17 protein-coding genes are annotated in these 18839 nt (G+C 72.3%); 10 read left to right on the top strand and 7 right to left on the bottom strand.

What is annotated here, in order from left to right; all coding sequences use genetic code 11:
• The first annotated feature begins 16 nt into the window (after positions 1-16).
• On the top strand, positions 17-841 hold the full coding sequence (locus Voc01_RS18950; protein WP_203928797.1) for an amidohydrolase family protein: 825 nt from the start codon (positions 17-19) through the stop codon (positions 839-841).
• Positions 842-910: 69 nt separating this feature from the next.
• On the opposite strand, the gene Voc01_RS18945 is transcribed toward Voc01_RS18950, so the two are convergent.
• On the bottom strand, positions 911-1756 hold the full coding sequence (locus Voc01_RS18945; protein ID WP_203928796.1) for a DUF559 domain-containing protein: 846 nt from the start codon (positions 1754-1756) through the stop codon (positions 911-913).
• Between the two features lie 76 nt (positions 1757-1832).
• Between Voc01_RS18945 and Voc01_RS18940 the strand changes: the two genes are divergently transcribed.
• On the top strand, positions 1833-2681 hold the full coding sequence (locus Voc01_RS18940; RefSeq protein WP_203928795.1) for a hypothetical protein: 849 nt from the start codon (positions 1833-1835) through the stop codon (positions 2679-2681).
• A gap of 75 nt (positions 2682-2756) precedes the next feature.
• Positions 2757-4409, top strand: a complete 1653-nt coding sequence (locus tag Voc01_RS18935) for an Hsp70 family protein (protein ID WP_203928794.1) — start codon at positions 2757-2759, stop codon at positions 4407-4409.
• On the opposite strand, the gene Voc01_RS18930 is transcribed toward Voc01_RS18935, so the two are convergent.
• The gene (locus Voc01_RS18930; protein ID WP_203928793.1) at positions 4393-4791 is read right to left on the bottom strand and encodes an HTH domain-containing protein; all 399 of its coding nucleotides are present in this window, start codon (positions 4789-4791) and stop codon (positions 4393-4395) included. The genes Voc01_RS18935 and Voc01_RS18930 overlap by 17 nt on opposite strands.
• Before the next feature lie 62 nt (positions 4792-4853).
• Here Voc01_RS18930 and Voc01_RS18925 point away from each other — a divergent pair, with 62 nt between their 5' ends.
• The gene (locus Voc01_RS18925) at positions 4854-6074 is read left to right on the top strand and encodes an acyl-CoA thioesterase/bile acid-CoA:amino acid N-acyltransferase family protein (RefSeq protein ID WP_203928792.1); all 1221 of its coding nucleotides are present in this window, start codon (positions 4854-4856) and stop codon (positions 6072-6074) included.
• Here Voc01_RS18925 and Voc01_RS18920 read toward each other — a convergent pair.
• Positions 6071-6718, bottom strand: coding sequence for a GntR family transcriptional regulator (locus tag Voc01_RS18920; RefSeq protein ID WP_203928791.1), 648 nt, complete (start codon positions 6716-6718; stop codon positions 6071-6073). The genes Voc01_RS18925 and Voc01_RS18920 overlap by 4 nt on opposite strands.
• 56 nt (positions 6719-6774) lie before the next feature.
• Between Voc01_RS18920 and Voc01_RS18915 the strand changes: the two genes are divergently transcribed.
• Genes Voc01_RS18915 through Voc01_RS18905 form a run of 3 tightly spaced genes read left to right on the top strand, consistent with a single transcriptional unit; the run spans position 6775 to position 9960 of the window.
• Positions 6775-7929 carry a CaiB/BaiF CoA transferase family protein gene (locus Voc01_RS18915; RefSeq protein ID WP_203928790.1) on the top strand — a complete coding sequence of 385 codons (1155 nt, stop codon included), beginning with the start codon at positions 6775-6777 and terminating at the stop codon, positions 7927-7929.
• Positions 7922-9055, top strand: a complete 1134-nt coding sequence (locus tag Voc01_RS18910) for an acyl-CoA dehydrogenase family protein (RefSeq protein ID WP_203928789.1) — start codon at positions 7922-7924, stop codon at positions 9053-9055. Before Voc01_RS18915 ends, Voc01_RS18910 begins: the two co-directional genes overlap by 8 nt.
• 2 nt (positions 9056-9057) lie before the next feature.
• Positions 9058-9960, top strand: coding sequence for an oxygenase MpaB family protein (locus Voc01_RS18905; RefSeq protein ID WP_203928788.1), 903 nt, complete (start codon positions 9058-9060; stop codon positions 9958-9960).
• On the opposite strand, the gene Voc01_RS18900 is transcribed toward Voc01_RS18905, so the two are convergent.
• Positions 9943-11139, bottom strand: a complete 1197-nt coding sequence (locus Voc01_RS18900) for an MFS transporter (protein WP_203928787.1) — start codon at positions 11137-11139, stop codon at positions 9943-9945. The two genes, Voc01_RS18905 and Voc01_RS18900, sit on opposite strands and share 18 nt — an antisense overlap.
• A 93-nt stretch (positions 11140-11232) precedes the next feature.
• On the opposite strand from Voc01_RS18900, the gene Voc01_RS18895 reads away from it, so the two are divergent.
• The gene (locus Voc01_RS18895; protein WP_203928786.1) at positions 11233-14673 is read left to right on the top strand and encodes an AfsR/SARP family transcriptional regulator; all 3441 of its coding nucleotides are present in this window, start codon (positions 11233-11235) and stop codon (positions 14671-14673) included.
• Between the two features lie 54 nt (positions 14674-14727).
• Here Voc01_RS18895 and Voc01_RS18890 read toward each other — a convergent pair whose 3' ends face one another.
• Both Voc01_RS18890 and Voc01_RS18885 read right to left on the bottom strand, forming a co-directional pair.
• Positions 14728-14931: a hypothetical protein gene (locus tag Voc01_RS18890; RefSeq protein WP_203928785.1), complete on the bottom strand. Its 204-nt coding sequence runs from the start codon at positions 14929-14931 to the stop codon at positions 14728-14730.
• A complete protein-coding gene (locus Voc01_RS18885; RefSeq protein ID WP_203928784.1) occupies positions 14928-15098 on the bottom strand; it encodes a hypothetical protein in 171 nt (56 codons plus the stop codon). The genes Voc01_RS18890 and Voc01_RS18885 overlap by 4 nt, the downstream gene beginning before the upstream one ends.
• Positions 15099-15287: 189 nt before the next feature.
• On the opposite strand from Voc01_RS18885, the gene Voc01_RS18880 reads away from it, so the two are divergent.
• Positions 15288-15719: a protein-tyrosine phosphatase family protein gene (locus Voc01_RS18880; RefSeq protein ID WP_203928783.1), complete on the top strand. Its 432-nt coding sequence runs from the start codon at positions 15288-15290 to the stop codon at positions 15717-15719.
• On the opposite strand, the gene Voc01_RS18875 is transcribed toward Voc01_RS18880, so the two are convergent.
• Complete coding sequence (locus Voc01_RS18875) at positions 15697-17517, bottom strand: AMP-dependent synthetase/ligase (protein ID WP_203928782.1); 1821 nt, start codon at positions 17515-17517, stop codon at positions 15697-15699. The two genes, Voc01_RS18880 and Voc01_RS18875, sit on opposite strands and share 23 nt — an antisense overlap.
• 106 nt (positions 17518-17623) lie before the next feature.
• On the opposite strand from Voc01_RS18875, the gene Voc01_RS18870 reads away from it, so the two are divergent.
• Positions 17624-18838 carry an acetyl-CoA C-acetyltransferase gene (locus tag Voc01_RS18870; protein WP_203928781.1) on the top strand — a complete coding sequence of 405 codons (1215 nt, stop codon included), beginning with the start codon at positions 17624-17626 and terminating at the stop codon, positions 18836-18838.
• Position 18839 lies beyond the last annotated feature (1 nt).

Here is an 18839-nt window from a genome sequence, read left to right as displayed (position 1 = left end):
GTGAAGTGAGGTTCTCATGGACGACATCGTCGACGTCTGGGCACAGCATCCGACCGAGCGGTTCACCCAGGTCCCATGGCTGGCGCCGCTGCTGCGCTGGACGCAGAACGCCGGTCCCACCGTCGGTCGCGCCCTTCCGGTCGAGGCCACCCTGGGCGCCATGGACCAGGCCGGCGTGACGACCGCGTTGCTCTCGGCCTGGCACGCGCCGAACGGGTCGCTCATCTCCAACGACGAGGTCGCCGAGGTGGTGAACGCGCATCCGGACCGCTTCGCGGGCCTCGCGGCCGTCGACCTGACCGACCCGGTCGCCGCCACACGCCAGATCCGCCACGCAGTAACGGAGCTCGGGTTCGTCGGGGTGAGGATCGTTCCGTGGCTGTGGAAGCTGCCGCCGAACGACCGCCGGTACTACCCGATCTACGTGGCATGCGTCGAGCTCGGCGTGCCGCTGTGCACGCAGATCGGTCATACCGGACCGCTGTTCCCCTCGGAACCGGGACGGCCGATCCCGTACCTCGACGAGGTGCTGCTCGACTTCCCCGACCTCGTGGTGGTCGGCGGCCACGTCGGGTACCCATGGATGCACGAGGTGCTGGCGCTGGCGGCCAAGTACCCGAACTTCCACGTCGACACCTCCGCCTACGCGCTGCACCGTCTCCCGCCGGAGCTGGTCGACTTCATGCGCGGACGGGGGAGGGGGCGGGTCCTGTTCGGCTCGAACTGGCCGATGCTCAGCCCCGCCCGCTGCCTCGAACACCTGGACAAGCTCGGCCTGGACGACGAGGCCCGCGCCCTCTTCCTGGCCGGCAACGCGAGGCGCCTCTTCTTCAAGTCATGATCCACAGTGGTGGCGACTTTCTGCTGTCTCCGGCCACCGCGGACAGCAGAAAGTCGCCAACACTTTCGATCATGCGAGGGCTGCCCGGATGTGCGCGAGCGTTCTGTCCGGATTGCGTAGCACGTCGTCCGCCGTGAAGCGGAGCACGGTCCAGCCCAGCAGGTTCAAGCGGTTGAGACGGACGGCGTCGCGCCGGAACGTGTCCCGTTCCCGGTGGTGGTCGCCGTCGTACTCGAGTCCCAGCCGGTGCTCCGGATATGCGAGGTCGAGCCGGGCCACCAGGTGTCCGACCCCGTCGTAGACCTCGTACTGCACCACCGGTTCGGGCAGCCCGCCGAGCACCGGTATCAGCCGCAGCCGGGTCTCCATCGGCGACTCCACGTACGGCCGGGCCAGCGCGACCGCCCGCCGGGCGGCGTTGGTGCCCTGCCAGCCGGCGTGCTCCTCGATGTAGTCGGCGAGCGCGGCCGGGTGCACCGCCCGCACCTTCAGCAGGGCGTCCACACCGACGACCGCGGTCACCGGGTCCCGGCGACGCGCCAGGTCGAACGCCGTCCGCAGCGGGCTCGTGACCGGCAGCCCGCCGCGTCTCACCACGTCGCCCGCCCCCAACGGGGAGCGCACGACGTGCAGCCCGGGCTGCGAACGCACCCCGGCCTCGGCGGTGACCTCCACGGGCTGGTCGCGGGCCAGCACGAACGCGTTGTGCAGCATCGCCGCCGACCGGTGGCTCAACGCCGCGCCCGGCGGCAGCAGCAGGGTGGCCGCGCGGCACAGCGTGTAGTGGTCCACGACCGTGGCCCGTTCCACGTACACGCCGCGGAACAACCGCCGGAAGCGTGGCCCGCGCAGGCGTGCCGGCGTCACGAGACCGGCCGTCACCGCCACGGATCCGAGGAACGGCACCGACAGCATGGCGAACAGCGTGCCGCCGTCCCGTCGAAGATCGCTGCCCCGCTGAGGAATCTGTGGACAACGGATAAGATCACGTATGACCACCTTCCCCGTTCCCGGTTCCGCCACCCCGTCCGTCGTCGTTCCCGCCCCCGGGCAGGGCTTCGGCCAGTGGGTCGGCGCCCCGAGCGCGGCCCTCCACGACGGAGGAATCGCTCTCGCCTACCGCGTACGGCGCGTCGAACAGCGCGGCGCCGCCGTGGTCGTGGCTTCTTCAGTGGACGGCGTGCGCTTCCACACCGTGGCAACGCTGGACAAGGATCGTTTCGGTGCGGAGTCCCTGGAACGGCCGGCGTTGGTGCGCCGGCCCGACGGCGGCTGGCGCATCTACGTGTGCTGCGCCACGCCGAACTCCAAGCACTGGTGGATCGACGCCCTCGACGCCGACGACCTCGCGAGCCTCGAGACCGCGGAGAGGAGCACGGTCTTTTCCGGCTCCGCCGACCTCGGCGTGAAGGACCCCGTCGTCCGGATCGTCGACGACACGTGGCACGCCTGGATCTGCTGCCACCCGCTCGACATCGTCGACGCCGAGGACCGGATGACCACCGCCTACGCCACGAGCGACGACGGTCTCGCCTGGACCTGGCACGGCACCGTGCTCGCCGGTCGCGAGGGGCAGTGGGACGCCCGTGGCGCCCGGGTCACCGCGGTGCTGCCCGACGGGCGGGCCGCCTACGACGGCCGGGCCACCGCCGAGGAGAACTTCGACGAGCGCACCGGAATCGCAAGAGCAGAAAACGGCACGCTGCGCAGCGAGGGTGAACCGGTGGCGGCCGTCCGGTACCTCGACGTCCTGCCGCTGCCGGGCGGTGGATACCGCCTCTACTACGAGGCGCCGCTCCCCGACGGCAGCCACGAGCTGCGCACCGAACTGATCCCGTAGCTCCATCGGTATCACTCGATCGGCCGCTCCGTCGCAGCCGAACGGCCCACTTGCCGCGGCCCTTAAGCTCACTGCATGGCTACGGGCCATTACGCGTTGGGGATCGACTTCGGGACATCGAGCACGGTCGCCGTGCTGCGATGGCCGACCGGCCGCATGCAACCGCTCCTGTTCGACGGCTCGCCGCTGCTGCCGTCGGCGGTGTTCGCGCCGGGGTTGGGGCGACTGGAGACGGGGCGGGACGCACTCCACCACGGGCGGTTCGACCCGGCGCGGCTGGAGCCGAACCCGAAGCGCCGGGTCGACGAGTACGCGGTGCTCCTCGGCGGTCGCGAAGTCGCGGTCGTCGACATGTTCGCCGCGGTGCTGGAGCGCGTCGTCGCGGCCGCGGTGAAGATCACGTCGGGACCGGTGCCGCGCACCGCGGTGACCTACCCGGCCGGGTGGGCCGCGCCCCGGCGGGCCGTGCTCGCCGAAGCCGCCCGCCGCGCCGGGATCACCGAGCCCGCGATGGTGCCGGAGCCGGTGGCGGCCGCGTCCCGGTACGAGGACGCGATCCCGGTCGGCCGGTCGGTCGTGGTGTACGACCTCGGCGCCGGGACGTTCGACGTCGGCGTGGTCGTGCGCGGCGCGTCCGGCTACGAGGCCGCCGCGTTCGACGGCCTCGACGACGTGGGCGGCATCGACCTCGACGAGGCCCTCGCGACGCACGTGCGCGACCACGGCGGCCACCCGGAGCCGGTCGACCTCCAGGCGCGGCAGGCGCTGCGGGACGAGGTGCGCGTCGCCAAGGAGATGCTGTCGACCACGTCGACGGTGGCCCTGCGCAACGCGTCGATCGGCCTCGACGCCCACGTGACCCGCGACGAGTTCGAGGCGGTGGTGCAGCCGTTGCTGGCGCGGACGGTGCACACCACGCTGTCGGCGATGCGGTTCGCGGGCACCGAGGTCGCGGCGGTGCTCATGGTCGGCGGCGGCAGCCGGATCCCGTTGGCGGGCACGATGCTGCACCGGGCCACGGGAATGGCGCCGCACATGGCCGACCAGCCGGAGCTGACGGTCGCCGAGGGCGCGTTGCTGTCGGTTCCGGACCCGGCGGAACGGACGCGGGCACAGCCGCGGCCACCGGATCGGTCGCAGGCGGCCGCGGCGCCCCGACCGACCCGGCCGACCCGGACGGACCGAACGACCCCGGCGGCTCCGGCGGCCGCGGCGCCGGCGGGCGGGGTGAACTGGCCGGCGCGGTTGCTCGTCGGCGCGGCGGTGCTCCTGGTTCTGCTGGGCGGGGCGGGCTACGGCGTCTACCGCTACCTCGACCGGCCGGCGGGCGCGTCCGCGCTCACCGCCGACCAGCGGCGGATCCTCGACAGCCTCGCCGGGCACTGGACCAGCTCCGTGTACGGCGACTGCTACATCAAGACCGACGACGGCGTGTTCCGCATGGTCTACACGTTCAAGGACGGCCGGGTGTACGCCGAGCTCGAAGAGGACAAGCTCGTGGGGTGGTGGAACCAGGTCGAGACCGGCACCGCGGGGCAGAACCCGGAGGGCCGGGTCGAGTTCACGGTGTCGCGCGGCGACGGCCGGCCGGGTCTCGACGGGCGGTGGCGGTTCGGTACCAGCGGGTCGTGGAACCGCGACTGGGAACTGTCCTACGTGGACAACGTGATCCCGCCCCGGATCGAGGAGCTGTTCCGTGACGGGTCGCGGTTCAGGAAGGGACCGTGAGCGCGTCGAGCAGCTTGCCCAGCGCCGACTGCGCCGACGCGGAGATGTAGGGCCCCACGGCCACCAGCGATGCGAGGATCGCCGACGCCTCGCCCGGGGTGAACGTGAGCGGTGGCAGCTCGCGCCGCGCGTCGATGCGGTAGCCGCCACCGCGTCCGCGCCGGACCCGGACGGGAACGCCGGCCTCGACGAGCCGGGCGATGTCGCGCTCGACCGTACGCACGGTGGTTCCGGTGCGCAGCGCGAGGTCGCGTCCGGGCACGTACCGCGGTGCGCGGGCGCGCAGCTCCTCGATGAGCGCGTGCTGGCGTTCGATCAGCGGCAGGGCCTGGTGCAGCTGCACGAAGCCGGCCTTGTTGCCCGGACCCACCAGTCTCGGCACCGTTCCACCCCCACGCGAAAGACCGACATAGCGCGGTCGGGCTTTCATCGTACGGTCGAGGCATGCGGATCGACATCACCCCCGACCAACCCGCTCTCGACACCGAGTTGCGGATCCGGCTCACCGGCTTCCCGCCGGGCGAACGTGTCCGTCTTCGCGCCGAGCAGCCGGGTTGGGCGTCACATATGGTTTTCACCGCCGACGACGCCGGCACCGTCGACGTGGGCCGCGACGCTCCGACCGACGGCTCGTACGAGGGCGTCGACCCGATGGGGCCGGTGTGGTCGATGCGGCGGGTGGGCGCCGCGGGCGGCGGCGGGCCGGTCGAGCTGACGTTGACCGCCGGCGATGCCTCCGCAACCGTTGTGCGGCAACGGATCCCGGCCGGCCTGGAGCGTACGGAGGTGACGGACGGCGACCTGTACGGCGTGCTGTACCACCCGGCCGGCGCGACGGGTCTGACGACGGTGGTGCTCCTCGCGGGCTCCGAGGGCGGCCTCCACGAGGAGGACGCCGCGCTGTTCGCCGCCCACGGCTACGCGGCGTTCGCGTTGGCGGTCTACGGTGCGCCGGGCCGGCCATCGACGATGACGAACATCCCGGTGGAGTATTTCGGGCGGGCGCTGGCGTATCTGCGCGGGGCGCCGGCGGTCGACCCCGGGCGGGTGGTGTTCGCCGGCGGGTCGAAGGGCGGCGAGGCGGCGCTCGTGGCCGGCGCGGAGTACCCGGAGATCGCGGGCGTGGTGAGCATCGTCGGCAGCGGCGTGATGACGCAGGGCATCGACCAGAGCGTGTTCACGGGGTCGTTCCTCGACATCATGAACACGCCGGTGCCCAACTGGACGCGTGGCGGCGAGCCGCTGCCGTACGTGCCGAACGTGGTCACGCCGGCGCTGGAGAAGGCCGTCGCCGACGGGCTGCCGGTGCGCCTGCGCGACGCGTTCGAACCGGGACTGGCACTCGACGTCCTCGACGCCGCGACGATCCCGGTCGAGCGCATCGGTGGGCCGGTGCTGCTCCTGTCCACAGAGGACGATGGCGGGTACGGGCCGGCCTACCACCGGATCGCGGCCGACCGGCTCGCGGCGCACGGCCGCCCGTTCGAACACATCGTCTATCCGGATGCCGGTCATCTGGTTGCGGCGCCGCCGTACGGGCCGACCACGGAGTCGACCGGGCCGGGGCCGGCGGTGACGTTCGAGTACGGCGGCACGCCGGCGGCCACCGCGGCGGCACGGGCCGACGCCCACCGTCGCGTGCTGGCCTTTCTGGCGGGGATCTAGCTCCAGAGGCCGAGATCGTCGAGGTGCTTCACCAGCCGGTCGGCGCCGTCGGTGAAGTGGCGGCTCATGACGGCGCGGGCGGCCGGCGGGTCGCCCGCGCGCAGCGCGGCGAGCAGCGCCTCGTGGTCGGTGCGCATCGCCGACCGCCAGCCGGGGTCGGAGGACAGGAACCGCGCCGGCGTGTAGCGGGTGGCCGTGTACAGGAACCAGGAGAGCTTCCGCGCGTCGGCGACGCGGTTGACGGCCCGGTGGAACTCGAACTCCAGGCGCTCGATGTCGGTGACGCGGCGGGCCCGGGTGGCGGTGCCGAGCTTGCGGTCCAGTGTGGACAGCTCGGCGAGCTCGTCGGCCGTGACCTTCGCGGCGACCCGGGCCGCCAGCTCGCCGGCGATGTCGCCCTGCAGGGTGAACACGTCGAGGATGTCCTGCCGGGACATGGGCGCCACCACGTAGCCGCGGCGCGGCTCCAGCTCGACCATGCCCTCGCCGCGCAGCGTGAGGAGGGCCTCGCGCACCGGGGTGATGCTGACGTCGACCTGCTCGGCGACCTCCTCCAGACGGATGCGCTCACCCGGGCGGAGCCGACCGGACATGATCTGCGAGCGCAGGTGCCCCGCCACCTCGTCGGATAGCTGCGGTCTCATTGCCCCTCCTCCCGGCGGGAGCTACGGTATCAAATATCAAATCTACGGAGGTGGGCATGGCGCCGTTGGCCGGACTTCGCGTGGTGGAACTGGCCGGCATCGGTCCGGGTCCGTTCGCGGCGATGCACCTGGCCGACCTGGGCGCCGACGTCGTCCGGGTCGACCGGCCCGGCCCGGTGTCGCCGATCACCGGCGACCCGCGTCTCAACCTGCTCAACCGCGGCAAGCGGTCGGTGGCCGTCGACCTGAAGCACCCGCGGGGCGCCGAGGTGGTGCTCGCCCTCGCCGAGCGGGCCGACGTGCTCATCGAGGGCTGGCGGCCCGGCGTCGCCGAGCGGCTCGGTGTCGGCCCGGAGCACGTGTGGGCCCGCAACCCGAAGCTGGTCTACGGGCGCATGACCGGCTGGGGCCAGGAGGGTCCGCTGGCGCACTCGGCCGGCCACGACATCGACTACATCGGCGTCGCCGGCGCGCTGCACCCGATCGGCCGGGCCGGCGGTCCGCCGCAGGTGCCGATCAACCTGGTCGGCGACTTCGGCGGCGGTTCGCTGTATCTGGTCGTCGGGATCCTGGCCGCACTGCACGAGGTCGCCTCGACGGGACGCGGACAGGTGGTCGACGCCGCGATCGTCGACGGCGCCGCACACCTCACCACGATGGTTTACAGCCTCATGGCCGGCGGCCGGTGGACGCCCACCCGCGGCGCCAACCTGCTCGACACCGGCGCGCCGTTCTACGACGTGTACGAGACGGCCGACGGCGGTCACATGGCTGTCGGCGCGCTGGAACCGCAGTTCTTCGCCGAACTGGTGCGCCTGCTCGGCCTCGACGGGCCCGACTTCCCCACGCAGTACGAGCTGCACCGCTGGCCCGAGATGCGGGAGCGGATCGCCGCGGTCTTCGCGTCGCGGACCCGCGAGGAGTGGACGAAGGTGTTCGGCGGCACGGATGCCTGCGTGGCACCGGTGCTGTCGGTCGCCGAGGCACCGCACGACCCGCACCTGGTGGCCCGCGGCACGTACGAGGAGCGCGACGGCGTCGTGCAGCCCGCGCCCGCGCCCCGCTTCGTAGGCGGCGCTGATACGCCCATTCGCCGGTTGCCACCGCCGCTGCCGGGCGAGCACAGCAGGTCGGCGCTTGTCGACTGGGGCATCGACGACATCGAACCGTGGATCACCGGCGGCGCCATTGAGGAGGCATCGGGTGCGTAGGACCATCTTCGAGCCGGAGCACGAGGCGTTCCGGGAGCTCGCGCGGACGTTCCTCGCCAAGGAGGTCGTGCCGCACCACGAACGGTGGGAGGCCGCCGGTGTGGTCGACCGCGAGGTGTGGCTCGCCGCGGGTAGGGCCGGCCTCCTCGGGTTCTTCGTCGACGAGGAGTACGGCGGCGGGGGCGTGAAGGACCGGCGCTACTCGGCCGTCTTCACCGAGGAGGCCGCCCGGGCCGGTGCGAGCGGACCGGCGTTCGGGCTGCACAACGACATCATCGGCCCGTACCTCACCGACCTCACCAACGAGGAGCAGAAGCGCCGCTGGCTGCCCGGCTTCTGCAGCGGCGAGATCATCACCGCGATCGCGATGACCGAGCCCGGCGCCGGCAGCGACCTGCAGGGCATCCGCACCACCGCCGTCCGCGACGGCGACCACTATGTCCTCAATGGACAAAAGACGTTCATCAGCAACGGGATCCTGGCCGACCTCGTGATCGTGGTCGCGCGCACCGACCCGGAGGCCGGCCACCGCGGCATCAGCCTGCTCGTGGTCGAGCGCGGCATGGAGGGGTTCGACCGCGGCCGCAACCTCGAGAAGATCGGTCAGAAGGCGCAGGACACCGCCGAGCTGTTCTTCGCCGACGTGCGCGTGCCGGTGGCGAACCTGCTGGGCGAGGAGGGCGCCGGGTTCCTCTACCTGATGCGCAACCTGCCCGCCGAGCGGCTGTCGATCGCGTGCGCGGCGCTGGCGGCGGCCGAGAAGGTGTTCGAGCTGACGCTGGCCTACTGCAAGGAGCGGCAGGCGTTCGGCCGGCCGATCGGGTCGTTCCAGCACAACCGGTTCGTGCTCGCCGAGATGGCGACCGAGCTGGAGCTGGGGCGCACGTTCGTCGACCGGTGCGTCGCCGAGCCCGAGCTGACCGCCGAGACCGCCGCGATGGCCAAGTGGTGGTGCACCGAGCTGCAGAAGCGGGTCGTCGACCGCTGCCTGCAGCTGCACGGCGGTTACGGCTACATGCTGGAGTACCCGGTCGCGAAGGCGTACCTCGACTCGCGGATCGCGACCATCTACGGGGGCACCACGGAGATCATGAAAGAGGTCATCGGGCGGTCGCTGGGGGTGTAGCCATGAACGTGTGGGTCGACCGGATCTCGGCGCTCGATCCGGTGAAGGACCACGAGGAGATCTACCGCATCTCGGCGGGCCACGAGTTCCCGTGGGACTACACGCGGGCACTGGAGTTCGCCCTTTTCCGCACGTACTGCGTCCCGTCGATCTCGGCCCTTCTCGACGCGACGCGCGAGTTCCGCGACCGGCCGCAGCGCCGCTACGACGACACCGCGCTGCTGATGGCCGAGATCGCCGCGCACGGGTACGACTCGCCGCGCGGCAAGGAGGCGCTGCGCGTCGTCAACCGGATGCACGGCCGGTACGCGATCTCCAACGACGACATGCTCTACGTGTTGTCGACGTTCGTCTACGACCCGGTCGACTGGCTCGACCGGTACGGCTGGCGCCCGCTCACCGAGGCCGAGAAGCTGGCCGCCTTCCACTACTACCGCGAGGTCGGCAGGCGGATGGGCATCCGCGACATCCCGTCGACGTTCGTCGAGTTCCGTTCCTTCAAGTCCGCGTACGAGTCTTCGCATTTCCGGTTCTCGGAGACGAACCGGCGGGTGGGGGAGTACACGGTCGGGTTGTTCGCCTCGTGGTTCCCGCGGTTCCTGCGTCCGCTCGCCCGGTTGGGGGTGCGCAGCATGCTGGACCCGATGATGCTGAACGCGTTCGGTTTCCGCCCGGCGCCGCGGTGGGTCACGGCCGTCGGCGGCTTCTCGCTGAAGGCGCGGGCCAGGCTCCTGGGCTGGGGACGCACGGTGGGCGTGGTCCGGCCGCGGAAGGTGTCACGGTTGGCGCAGGAGGCCCGCAACCGGACGTATCCCGGCTATCCGACCGGGTACGAGCCGGGCGATCTGGGCGCACCGGAGCCGCCGGCCGACCTCGACCCGCAATGGCTACGGTCGCGTTCGTGACGGCTTCGTCCGCGCTCCGAGCGCGAACGCTGTCGCCGCGGTGGCGATCAGGCCGCCGGCGCCGGCGACGACGAACGTCGTGCGGGCGCCGGTCAGTTCGAGCAGCACCCCACCGAGCACATAGGACACTCCGGCGGCGACGCCCACAGCTCCGTACAGGTTGCCGAACACCCGGCCCAGCAGGTCGGGTGGCACCACCCGCTGCACGTGCGTGTTGACGCCGACGTCGAGCGCCGCGACGCCCAGTCCCCGCACGGTCTGCAGCGCGAGCGCGGCACCCACCGCCCACGCCAGCCCGGTGAGCAGATTGCCGGCGCTGCTGATGGCGAAGCCGGCGACGATGAGGGTGAGGCTGCCGACCTTCGCCCCGTACCGGGCCAGCAGGACGTATCCGACGGCCAGCCCGATGCCGATGCCCGCGTAGAGCAGGGCGGTTCCGGCGTCGCCCGCTCCGAGCGCGTCGCGGCCGAGGAACACCAGCGCCACGTCGTCCACTCCGCTGAACGCGACCACGGCGACGAACCCGAGCCCGATCGCCCGGACGACCGGGGTGCGCCAGATGTACGCGACGCCCTCGCGGGTCCCGGCTCCGAAGGTCTTCTCCGTGGGCTCGCGCGGCAGCGGCGGGAGGAGCGCGAGCAGCACGGCCGAGAGGCCGAACGTGGCCGCGTCGAGGAACAGCAGCCCGCGCGTGTCGAGCACGGGCAGCAGCGCCGCGGCGAGCAGCGGTCCGAGCGCCTCCAGCCCGAACGTGCCGGCGCCCAGCGCCGAGTTGGCCGTTTCGAGGTCCTTGTCCGGGACCAGCGCGGGCACGGCACTGCGCGACGCCGGCTGGAACACCTGGGCGGCGACCCCGCGCAGCCCGACGAGGAGCAGCAGCACCGGCAGCGGCGGCAGCAGCACCGCGACGGCGAGCGTCAGCAGCCCCTGCGCCACGTCGCAGGCGACGAGCACCCGCCGGAGGTCGAACCGGTCACCGACCGCGCCGGTGAACGGTCCGAGCAGCCCGGGCACGAAGTCGACGACGATCAGCAACGTGGCGACCGCCAGCGCCTGCCCGGTGGTGACCTCGAGGTAGATCAGCAACGCCACGAGACCCAGCGAGTCGCCGATGTAGCTCGCGGTGCGCGCGGTCCACAGGAGGCGAAAGGCGGGGTTGGCCCGGAGGAGTGCTGTCATCGCCCGGCAGACTATGCGCGGCCGCCCCGGTCGCGCGCTCGAAATTCTCTGCGACTGGCAACCCGTGATGGTCCTCGCTGGTCTCCTCTCACGATGGAGTTTCGTGTGCTCGGCCCGCTGGAGGCCCGCGACCGCGGACAGGTCGTCGAGCTCGGCACGCCCCGGGCGCGCACGCTGCTGGCCACGCTGCTGCTCCAGCCCAACCGCGTGGTGTCGGTCGACGAGCTGGTCGAGCGCCTGTGGGGCGAGCGACCGCCGGGCAACCCGCGCCGCACCGTGCAGACCAACGTCGCCCGGCTCCGGCTGGCGCTCGGTGGCGAGGGCCACGCCGTGCGCACGCGCGAGAGCGGCTATCTCATCGAGGTGGACCAGTGGCAGCTGGACCTGCTGCGCTTCCGCGCCCTGGTGACGCAGGCCCACCCGGCCGAGGACCCGGTACGCCGCCTCCGGCTGCTCGACGAGGCCCTGGGCCTGTGGCGGGGCGAGCCGCTGGCCGGGATGACCGCCGAGACCCTCGTGCGTGACGAGGTACCCCGGCTGGCCGAGGAGCGGCTCGCCGCCCAGGAGAGCCTCATCGACGTGCGGCTCGCACTCGGTCAGCACGCCGACCTGGTCTCCGAACTGACCGACCTGACCGGCCGCCACCCCCTGCGGGAGCGCCTGTGGGGGTACCTCATGCTGGCGCTCTACCGCTCGTCGCGGCAGGCCGACGCCCTGCACGCCTACGCGGACCTGTCCCGCAAGCTGGCCTCCGACCTGGGCCTCGACCCGAGCGACGAGCTGCAGCGCCTGCACCGCGCCGTGCTCACCGGCGACCCGGTGCTCGCCCTCCCTTCCCCGGCCACGCCGGCCACCCGTTTCACCTGGACTGTCGAGTGCCAGCTCCCCCTGGACGTGGCCGACTTCGTCGGCCGTGGCCCGGGCCTCGCCCGCATCGACGACCTCCTCGGCATCGGCGGCATGCCCGTCGTCACCGTCGCCGGCCCACCCGGCGTCGGCAAGACCGCGCTGGTCGTGCGTGCCGCCCACCGGCTGCGCTGGCGCTTCCCCGACGGCCAGTGGTACGTGCGCCTCGGCGGCGCCACCAGCCCCCGCGACCCGTCGGACGTCCTCGCCGACCTCCTACGGACGTCCGGCGCCGCCGACATCCCCGAACGCCTCGACGCCCGGGCCGCCGCCTTCCGCAGCCGCCTGGCCGACCGCCAGGTCCTCCTCGTCCTCGACGACGCCGCCAGCGCCGAACAACTGGAACCCCTCCTCCCCGGCACGTCGGGCTGCGCCGTGCTGGCGACCGCCCGCTGTTCCCTGGCGGCCCTGGCCGCCCGCTACCCCGCGCACGAGCTCACCCTCGACGTCCTCCCCACCGTCGACGCCCGCACCCTGCTGACCCGCGTCCTACGCGCCGGCCGCCGCCAGGTCGAGTTGGCCCTGGTGGCCGAGCTGGCCCGCCTGTGCGGACAGCTGCCCCTGGCACTGCGCGTGTCAGCGGCCGCCCTGGTCGCCCGCCCGGGCACCCCCGCCCACCGCTGGATCGACGGCCTCCGCTCCGGCAACCGCCTGTCCCGGCTGGCGGTCGACGGCTCCGTAGGCTCGACGGTGCGCTCCGCGTTCGACCAGGCATATGGAGCCCTGGGCCCCGACCTCCGGCGGTTGTTCGCCCTGCTGGGCCTGGTACCGGGCCCGGACATCACGGTGCCGGCGGCCGCAGCTCTCCTGTGCCCCGAAGGCGCCTCCGATCCCCACGACGGCGCCTCACCTCCGTGCGACGGCGCCTCACCTCCGTGCGACGGCGCCTCACCTCTCCACGACGCTGCCTCACCTCCCTGCGACGGCGCCCAGCGCGACGGGTCCTTCGAGGGGTCCTTCGAGGGGTCCTTCGACGGGGCCTGCGATCGGGCCTTCGGCCGGGCCGGGCGTGCCCCGGGCGGCGGTGGATGCGACCTCGAGCTCGCCGAGCGCCAGCTCGACGGCCTCGTCTCCGCGAACCTGCTCCAGCGGCACGCCGACCGCTACGCGTTCCACGACCTGCTCCGGCTGTACGCCGCCGAGCGTGGTGCCGCCGAGCCCGACGCCGCCTCCGCCTGGGACCGCCTCTGCACCTGGTACCTCGGCACCGCCGAAGCCGCCATGCGCCTCGACGGACCCAACCCCGTGCCGTTGCCCCGCCCGCCGACACCCGGAGGCGACCGGTTCCGCACCGCCACCCAGGCCCGCGCCTGGCTCGACGCCGAGCGGGCCAACCTGGTGGCGGCAGCGGCCCGCGCGACCGGACCGTTCGCGTACCGCCTGGCCGACACGTTGACCCCGTACCTCCAGCGTGGCCAGCACCTCCGCGAGTGGGAGGTGACGGCCACCGCAGGCCTGCGGGCAGCCGAGGCAGCCGGCTACCGGCTGGCCGAGGCGGCGATGCACCGCAGTCTGGGCGCGGCCCGTCAGCGGCGTAGCGGACCACGGGTCGCCCTGCGGCACCTCACCGCCGCCCTCGAGCGGTACGAGCACGAGGACGCGGCCGCCGCCCGCGCCGACACCCTGTGCACCATCGGGTTCAACCACTTCCTGACCGGCGACCTGCGCGCGGCGTCGGACGCGCTCGACCGGGGCGTCGCGCTGATCCGCGAGCTCGGCCGCACCGAGCTGCTCGGCAACGCGTTGAACCTGTGCTGCGTCGTGCAGATGCACTCGGGCCAGCTCGGAACCTCCCTGCACAGCGCGACCGCCGGACTCGAGATCGACGGTGCTCCACGCACCTTCCTGCTGATCAACCGGGGCGAGACCCGCCGCATGCTCGGCGACTACCCGGGCGCGTTGGCCGACGTGTCGCAAGGGCTGGCCCTCGCCCGCCGATCGGGCATCCGCCGCCACGAGGCGTTCGCCCAGGACGCCCTCGCCCGCATCCGCCTCGACAGCGCCCTTCCCGCCACCGCCCTTCCCGCCACCGCCCTTCCCGCCACCGCCCTTCCCGCCACCGCCCTTCCCGCCACCGCCCTTCCCGCCACCGCCCAGCCCGCCAGCGCCCGTTCCCGCGATGGTCGCCTCGATGGTGGCAACCTCGACCTCGCACGGCAGCACGCCGAACGGGTGCTGCACCTGGCGCGCCTGCTCGACGACGCCTGGTTCGAGGCCGGTGCGCTCATCACGATCGGCGACGTGCACCGGCTGCGTGGTGTACCCGCGCGGGCCGGCGAGCGGTACGCCCGCGCGGTGCGGCTGGCGATCGGCTCGGGCAGCCGCATCCACGAGGCGGAGGCCCGGCTGTCGTTCGCGGTGTCGGACCTGGTCAACGGTCGTACGGCGAGTGCCCGCGAGCGCGCCGAGGCGACCCTCGACCTGGCCGACCGGGCGGGACTACGCCTCGTGGTGTGCCAGGCGTCGCACGTGCTGGCCGTGGTCAGCGACCGGACCGGTGACACCGATGCGGCGGCGACCTACGCCGCCCGCGCCGCGAAGATCGAGGCGGAGACGGGGTACCGCCCGCCACACCACCTTCCGGTGCTGACGCAGGCAGACCGGAGGACGGCATTCCACGTCCCCTGACCGGCCCATGAACCGGCCGCAGCGCCCGGGCGGCCGCGCTCCCACCGGGCGCGCTCACGGCGGCGCGGCCCGGGCATGGACGGCGGCCTCGTCGTCGGCGCGGCGTTCGCGGGCGAGGTTGCCGAAGACCTTGCCCACCTGGCGTGCGGCGTTCATGCGGTCGCGCTCGCTGCGACGTGCCGACGACGCTTGGCCGGCCGGTTGCTGGTGGTGCCACGGCTGGTCGCAGGCGCAGCCGGCAGGGTGCCGTGTCCTCATGCCGCCACCGGCTCCGGCCGGTGCCCGAACGCGTCGTGGTGCGCGTCGGGGTCGATGTAGAGGCCGCCGCACCGGCACTTGAGCACCCGTCGGCCGCCACGCGCGGGCGGTTGATTCGGCGGGGAACCGGTGGGTGGCGGGTTGGCCCTCGGCTTGTTCCTGTTCACGTCGCGCTCCCTTCGTCGGGAGTGACTTTCGCACGCTTGTACGGTGGTGTCAGTGGGGAGATCCGGCGTATGTCTTGGGGAAATCCACACCGTCTCCAGACGGATCCATTGTGGATGGTCTGCCGATACGATCCCGGACATGCCCAGCGACCGGAACGCCACCGACACCGGTTCACCTATGGTGGGCCGATGGAACCATGGGACCCAGCCGCGCCCGGGGTCATGCGCCTGCCGTCGGGTCGGCTCGTTCGGGGGCGCGGGCTGCGGCGTCCCCTGCCGGCCGGACCCGAGCCCACCTACGGCCTGTACCTGCTCGGCAAGCCACCCCCGCCTGTGGCGTGGAAGAGCGACTGGCTCAGGTGGCCGGACTTCTGGCTGCCCACCGACCGGGAGGGGGCGCGCACGACCCTCGCCGCCCTCCTCGACCTCCTCGGAAGCGAGCGGGTGGAGATCGCCGACTACGGCGGGCGGGGGCGCACCGGTACCGCGCTGGCGGTCCTGGCGGTGTTCGACGGCGTTCCCGCCGGCGAGGCGGTCGCCTACGTGCGTCAGCACTACGACCGTCACGCCGTCGAGACACCGTGGCAGAAGCGGTACGTCAGGCGTACATCTCCTCGATGACCTGCTCGTAGCGCTCGTTGATGACCCGGCGCCGCATGGAGAGCTTCGGCGTCAGTTCGCCCGACTCGGCGGTCCAGGCGGTGGGCAGGATCGTGAACGTCTTGATCTGCTCGGGTCGCGAGAGTTTCGTGTTGGCCTCGTCGACCGCCTTCTGCACCTCGGCGACCACGTCGGGGTGGCTCACCAGCGACGCCAGGTTCGCGTCGCCGAAGCGGGCGCGCACCAGCTCCTCGTCGAGCACCACGAGCGCGGTGACGTACGGGCGGCGGTCGCCGATCGCGACAGCCTGGGCGACCAGGGGATGCGCGCGCATCAGCGACTCGATGCGTGCGGGCGCGATGTTCTTGCCGCCCGACGTGATGATGAGCTCCTTCTTGCGGTCGGTGATGAAGAGGAACCCGTCCTCGTCGATCGTTCCGACGTCGCCGGTGGCGAGCCAGCCGTCGGCGTCGACGGCCGGTTCCACACCACCGTCGGCGCGCAGGTAGCCCATGCACACCAGCGGGCCGCGGATCAGGATCTCGCCGTCGTCGGCCAGCCGCACCTCCATGCCGGGCACCGGTTTGCCGACCGAACCCGTGCGGAAGACGTCGGGGGTGTTGGTGGTCGCGGTGCCGGTCGTCTCGGTCATGCCCCAGACCTCGATGACGTCGATGCCGATGCCGGCCAGGAACAGCAGCACCTCCACCGGGATCGGTGCCGCGCCGCTGCCGGCCCACAGCGCGTTCTCCAGGCCGAGCATCGTGCGGATGGGACGGAGCACCTGCTCGTCCAGGGCAGCGCGTTTCGCGGCGAGGTCGGGGGGCACGCTCTGCCGGTCCGCTCGCAGTGTGAAGACCTGGATCGCAACGGCGCTCGCGGCCTCGAACGCGGCCTTGACCTGCGGATCGGCCGCGGCGATGCGAGCCTGGATGCCGGCGACCATCTTCTCCCAGATGCGCGGGACGCCGAAGAAGCCGGCCGGGCGCACCTGGTTCAAGGCCCCCAGCAGCATGGTGGGGTCGGGGCAGATCGTCACGTGGCCGGCGCGGTAGATCGGGTTGTAGATGCCCAGCATCCGCTCGGCGATGTGGGCCAGGGGGAGGTAGGCGAGGGAGCGGGCGTGGTCGGGGATGTCGACGACGTTCTCCAGAGCCACCGACTGGTAGATCACGTTGCGGTGGCTGATGACCACGCCCTTCGGGTCGCCGGTGGTGCCCGAGGTGTACAGCATGGTCACCGGCTGGTCGGGTGTGACGGCACGCCACGTCCGCTCGAACACCGACGGGTCGGCCTCGTGCGCGGCGTTGCCGACGGCTTCGAGGTCGCGCAGGGAGACGATGCCCTCGAACGACACGGCGGCGTCGTCGACGAGCACGATGTGCTTCAGCTCCGGCAGTTCGTGGAGGATCGGCTGCCACTTCTCGAACTGCGCCGCGCCCTCCAGCACCACGATGCGCGCCGCGCTGTGCTGGCCGAGGTAGCGCAGCTGGTCGGTGCTCAGCGTGGCGTACACAGTGGACGGTACGGCGCCCAGGTGTGCGGCGGCGAGGTCGACCAGCCAGTGCTCCGGTCGGCCCGACATCATGATCAGCATGCGGCCGCCGGCGGAGAGGCCGAGGTTGGCGAGACCGCGGGAGATGGCGGCGACCCGGTCGCGCAGGACGCCCCAGGTGATGTGGTCGTCGGAGCCGAGTGCGGTGAGCGCCGGTTGGGCCGGGAACTCGGTGGCGTTGCGGTGGACGAGGGCCGGAACGGTCAGGCCATTGGTGGACTTGGCGTACCGGTCGGCGAGCTCGGTGGGGGTCTGCTCAACCATGCCGGCACTGTAAACGTTCGCTTACTGTGTGGGAAGGCTCACATTCCTCCGTCCGGCGGGCTTCCGCTGTAAGTTAACTCGTGAGTAGGTTCGGGAGGTTTCCGCCATGGCCACTGAAGCTTTCATCTACGACGCCGTGCGCACCCCGCGTGGCCGCGGCAAGCAGACCGGTTCGTTGCACGAGGTCAAACCGATCTCGCTGGTCGTCGGTCTGATCGACGAGATCCGCCGGCGTTACCCCGACCTCGACCCGGCCAGCGTCGACGACGTGGTGCTGGGCGTCGTGTCGCCGCTGGGCGACCAGGGTTCGGTGATCGCGAAGACCGCGGCGGTCGCCGCCGGCCTGCCGTACACGGTGGCCGGCGTGCAGCTCAACCGGTTCTGCGCGTCGGGCCTGGAGGCGGTGAACGTGGCCGCGCAGAAGGTGCGCTCCGGCTGGGAGGACCTGGTGTTCGCCGGTGGCGTCGAGTCGATGTCACGGGTGCCGATGGGCTCCGACGGTGGCGCCTGGGCGATGGACCCCGAGACCAACCTGAAGACCGGCTTCGTGCCGCAGGGCGTCGGCGCCGACCTGATCGCCACGCTCAACGGCTACGACCGCGAACTGGTCGACGCCTACGCGCTGGAGAGCCAGAACCGGGCCGCGAAGGCGTGGTCGAACGGGTACTTCGGGCGCAGCGTCGTACCGGTGCGCGACCGGAACGGGCTCGCGGTCCTGGAGAAGGACGAGCACATCCGGCCCGACTCGACGCTGGAGGGCCTCGGCAAGCTGCCGGCCTCGTTCGCCACGATCGGCGACCTGGGCGGCTTCGACGCGGTCGCGTTGCAGAAGTACCACTGGGTCGAGCGGATCAACCACGTCCACACGGCGGGCAACTCGTCCGGAATCGTCGACGGGGCGTCGCTGGTCATCGTCGGCAGCGAGCGGGCGGGTGTGGAAGCCGGTCTGACGCCGCGTGCCCGCATCGTGGCCACCGCCGTCAGCGGCGCCGACCCGACCATCATGCTCACCGGTCCGGCGCCGGCGTCCCGCAAGGCGTTGGCGAAGGCCGGGCTGGAGCCCGAGGACATCGACCTCGTCGAGATCAACGAGGCGTTCGCCGCCGTGGTGCTCCACTACACGGCCGACATGGGCTTCGCGCTCGACATCGTCAACGTCAACGGGGGCGCGATCGCGATGGGTCACCCGCTCGGTGCCACCGGCGGCATGATCCTCGGGACCCTGGTCGACGAGCTCGAACGACGGCAGCTCCGGTACGGCCTCGCCACCCTGTGCATCGGCGGCGGCATGGGCATCGCCACGGTCATCGAGCGGATCTGAA

It is taken from the genome of Virgisporangium ochraceum (genome assembly GCF_016863655.1).
Classification (GTDB): domain Bacteria; phylum Actinomycetota; class Actinomycetes; order Mycobacteriales; family Micromonosporaceae; genus Virgisporangium; species Virgisporangium ochraceum.
This window is presented reverse-complemented; position numbering and strand designations above follow the sequence as displayed.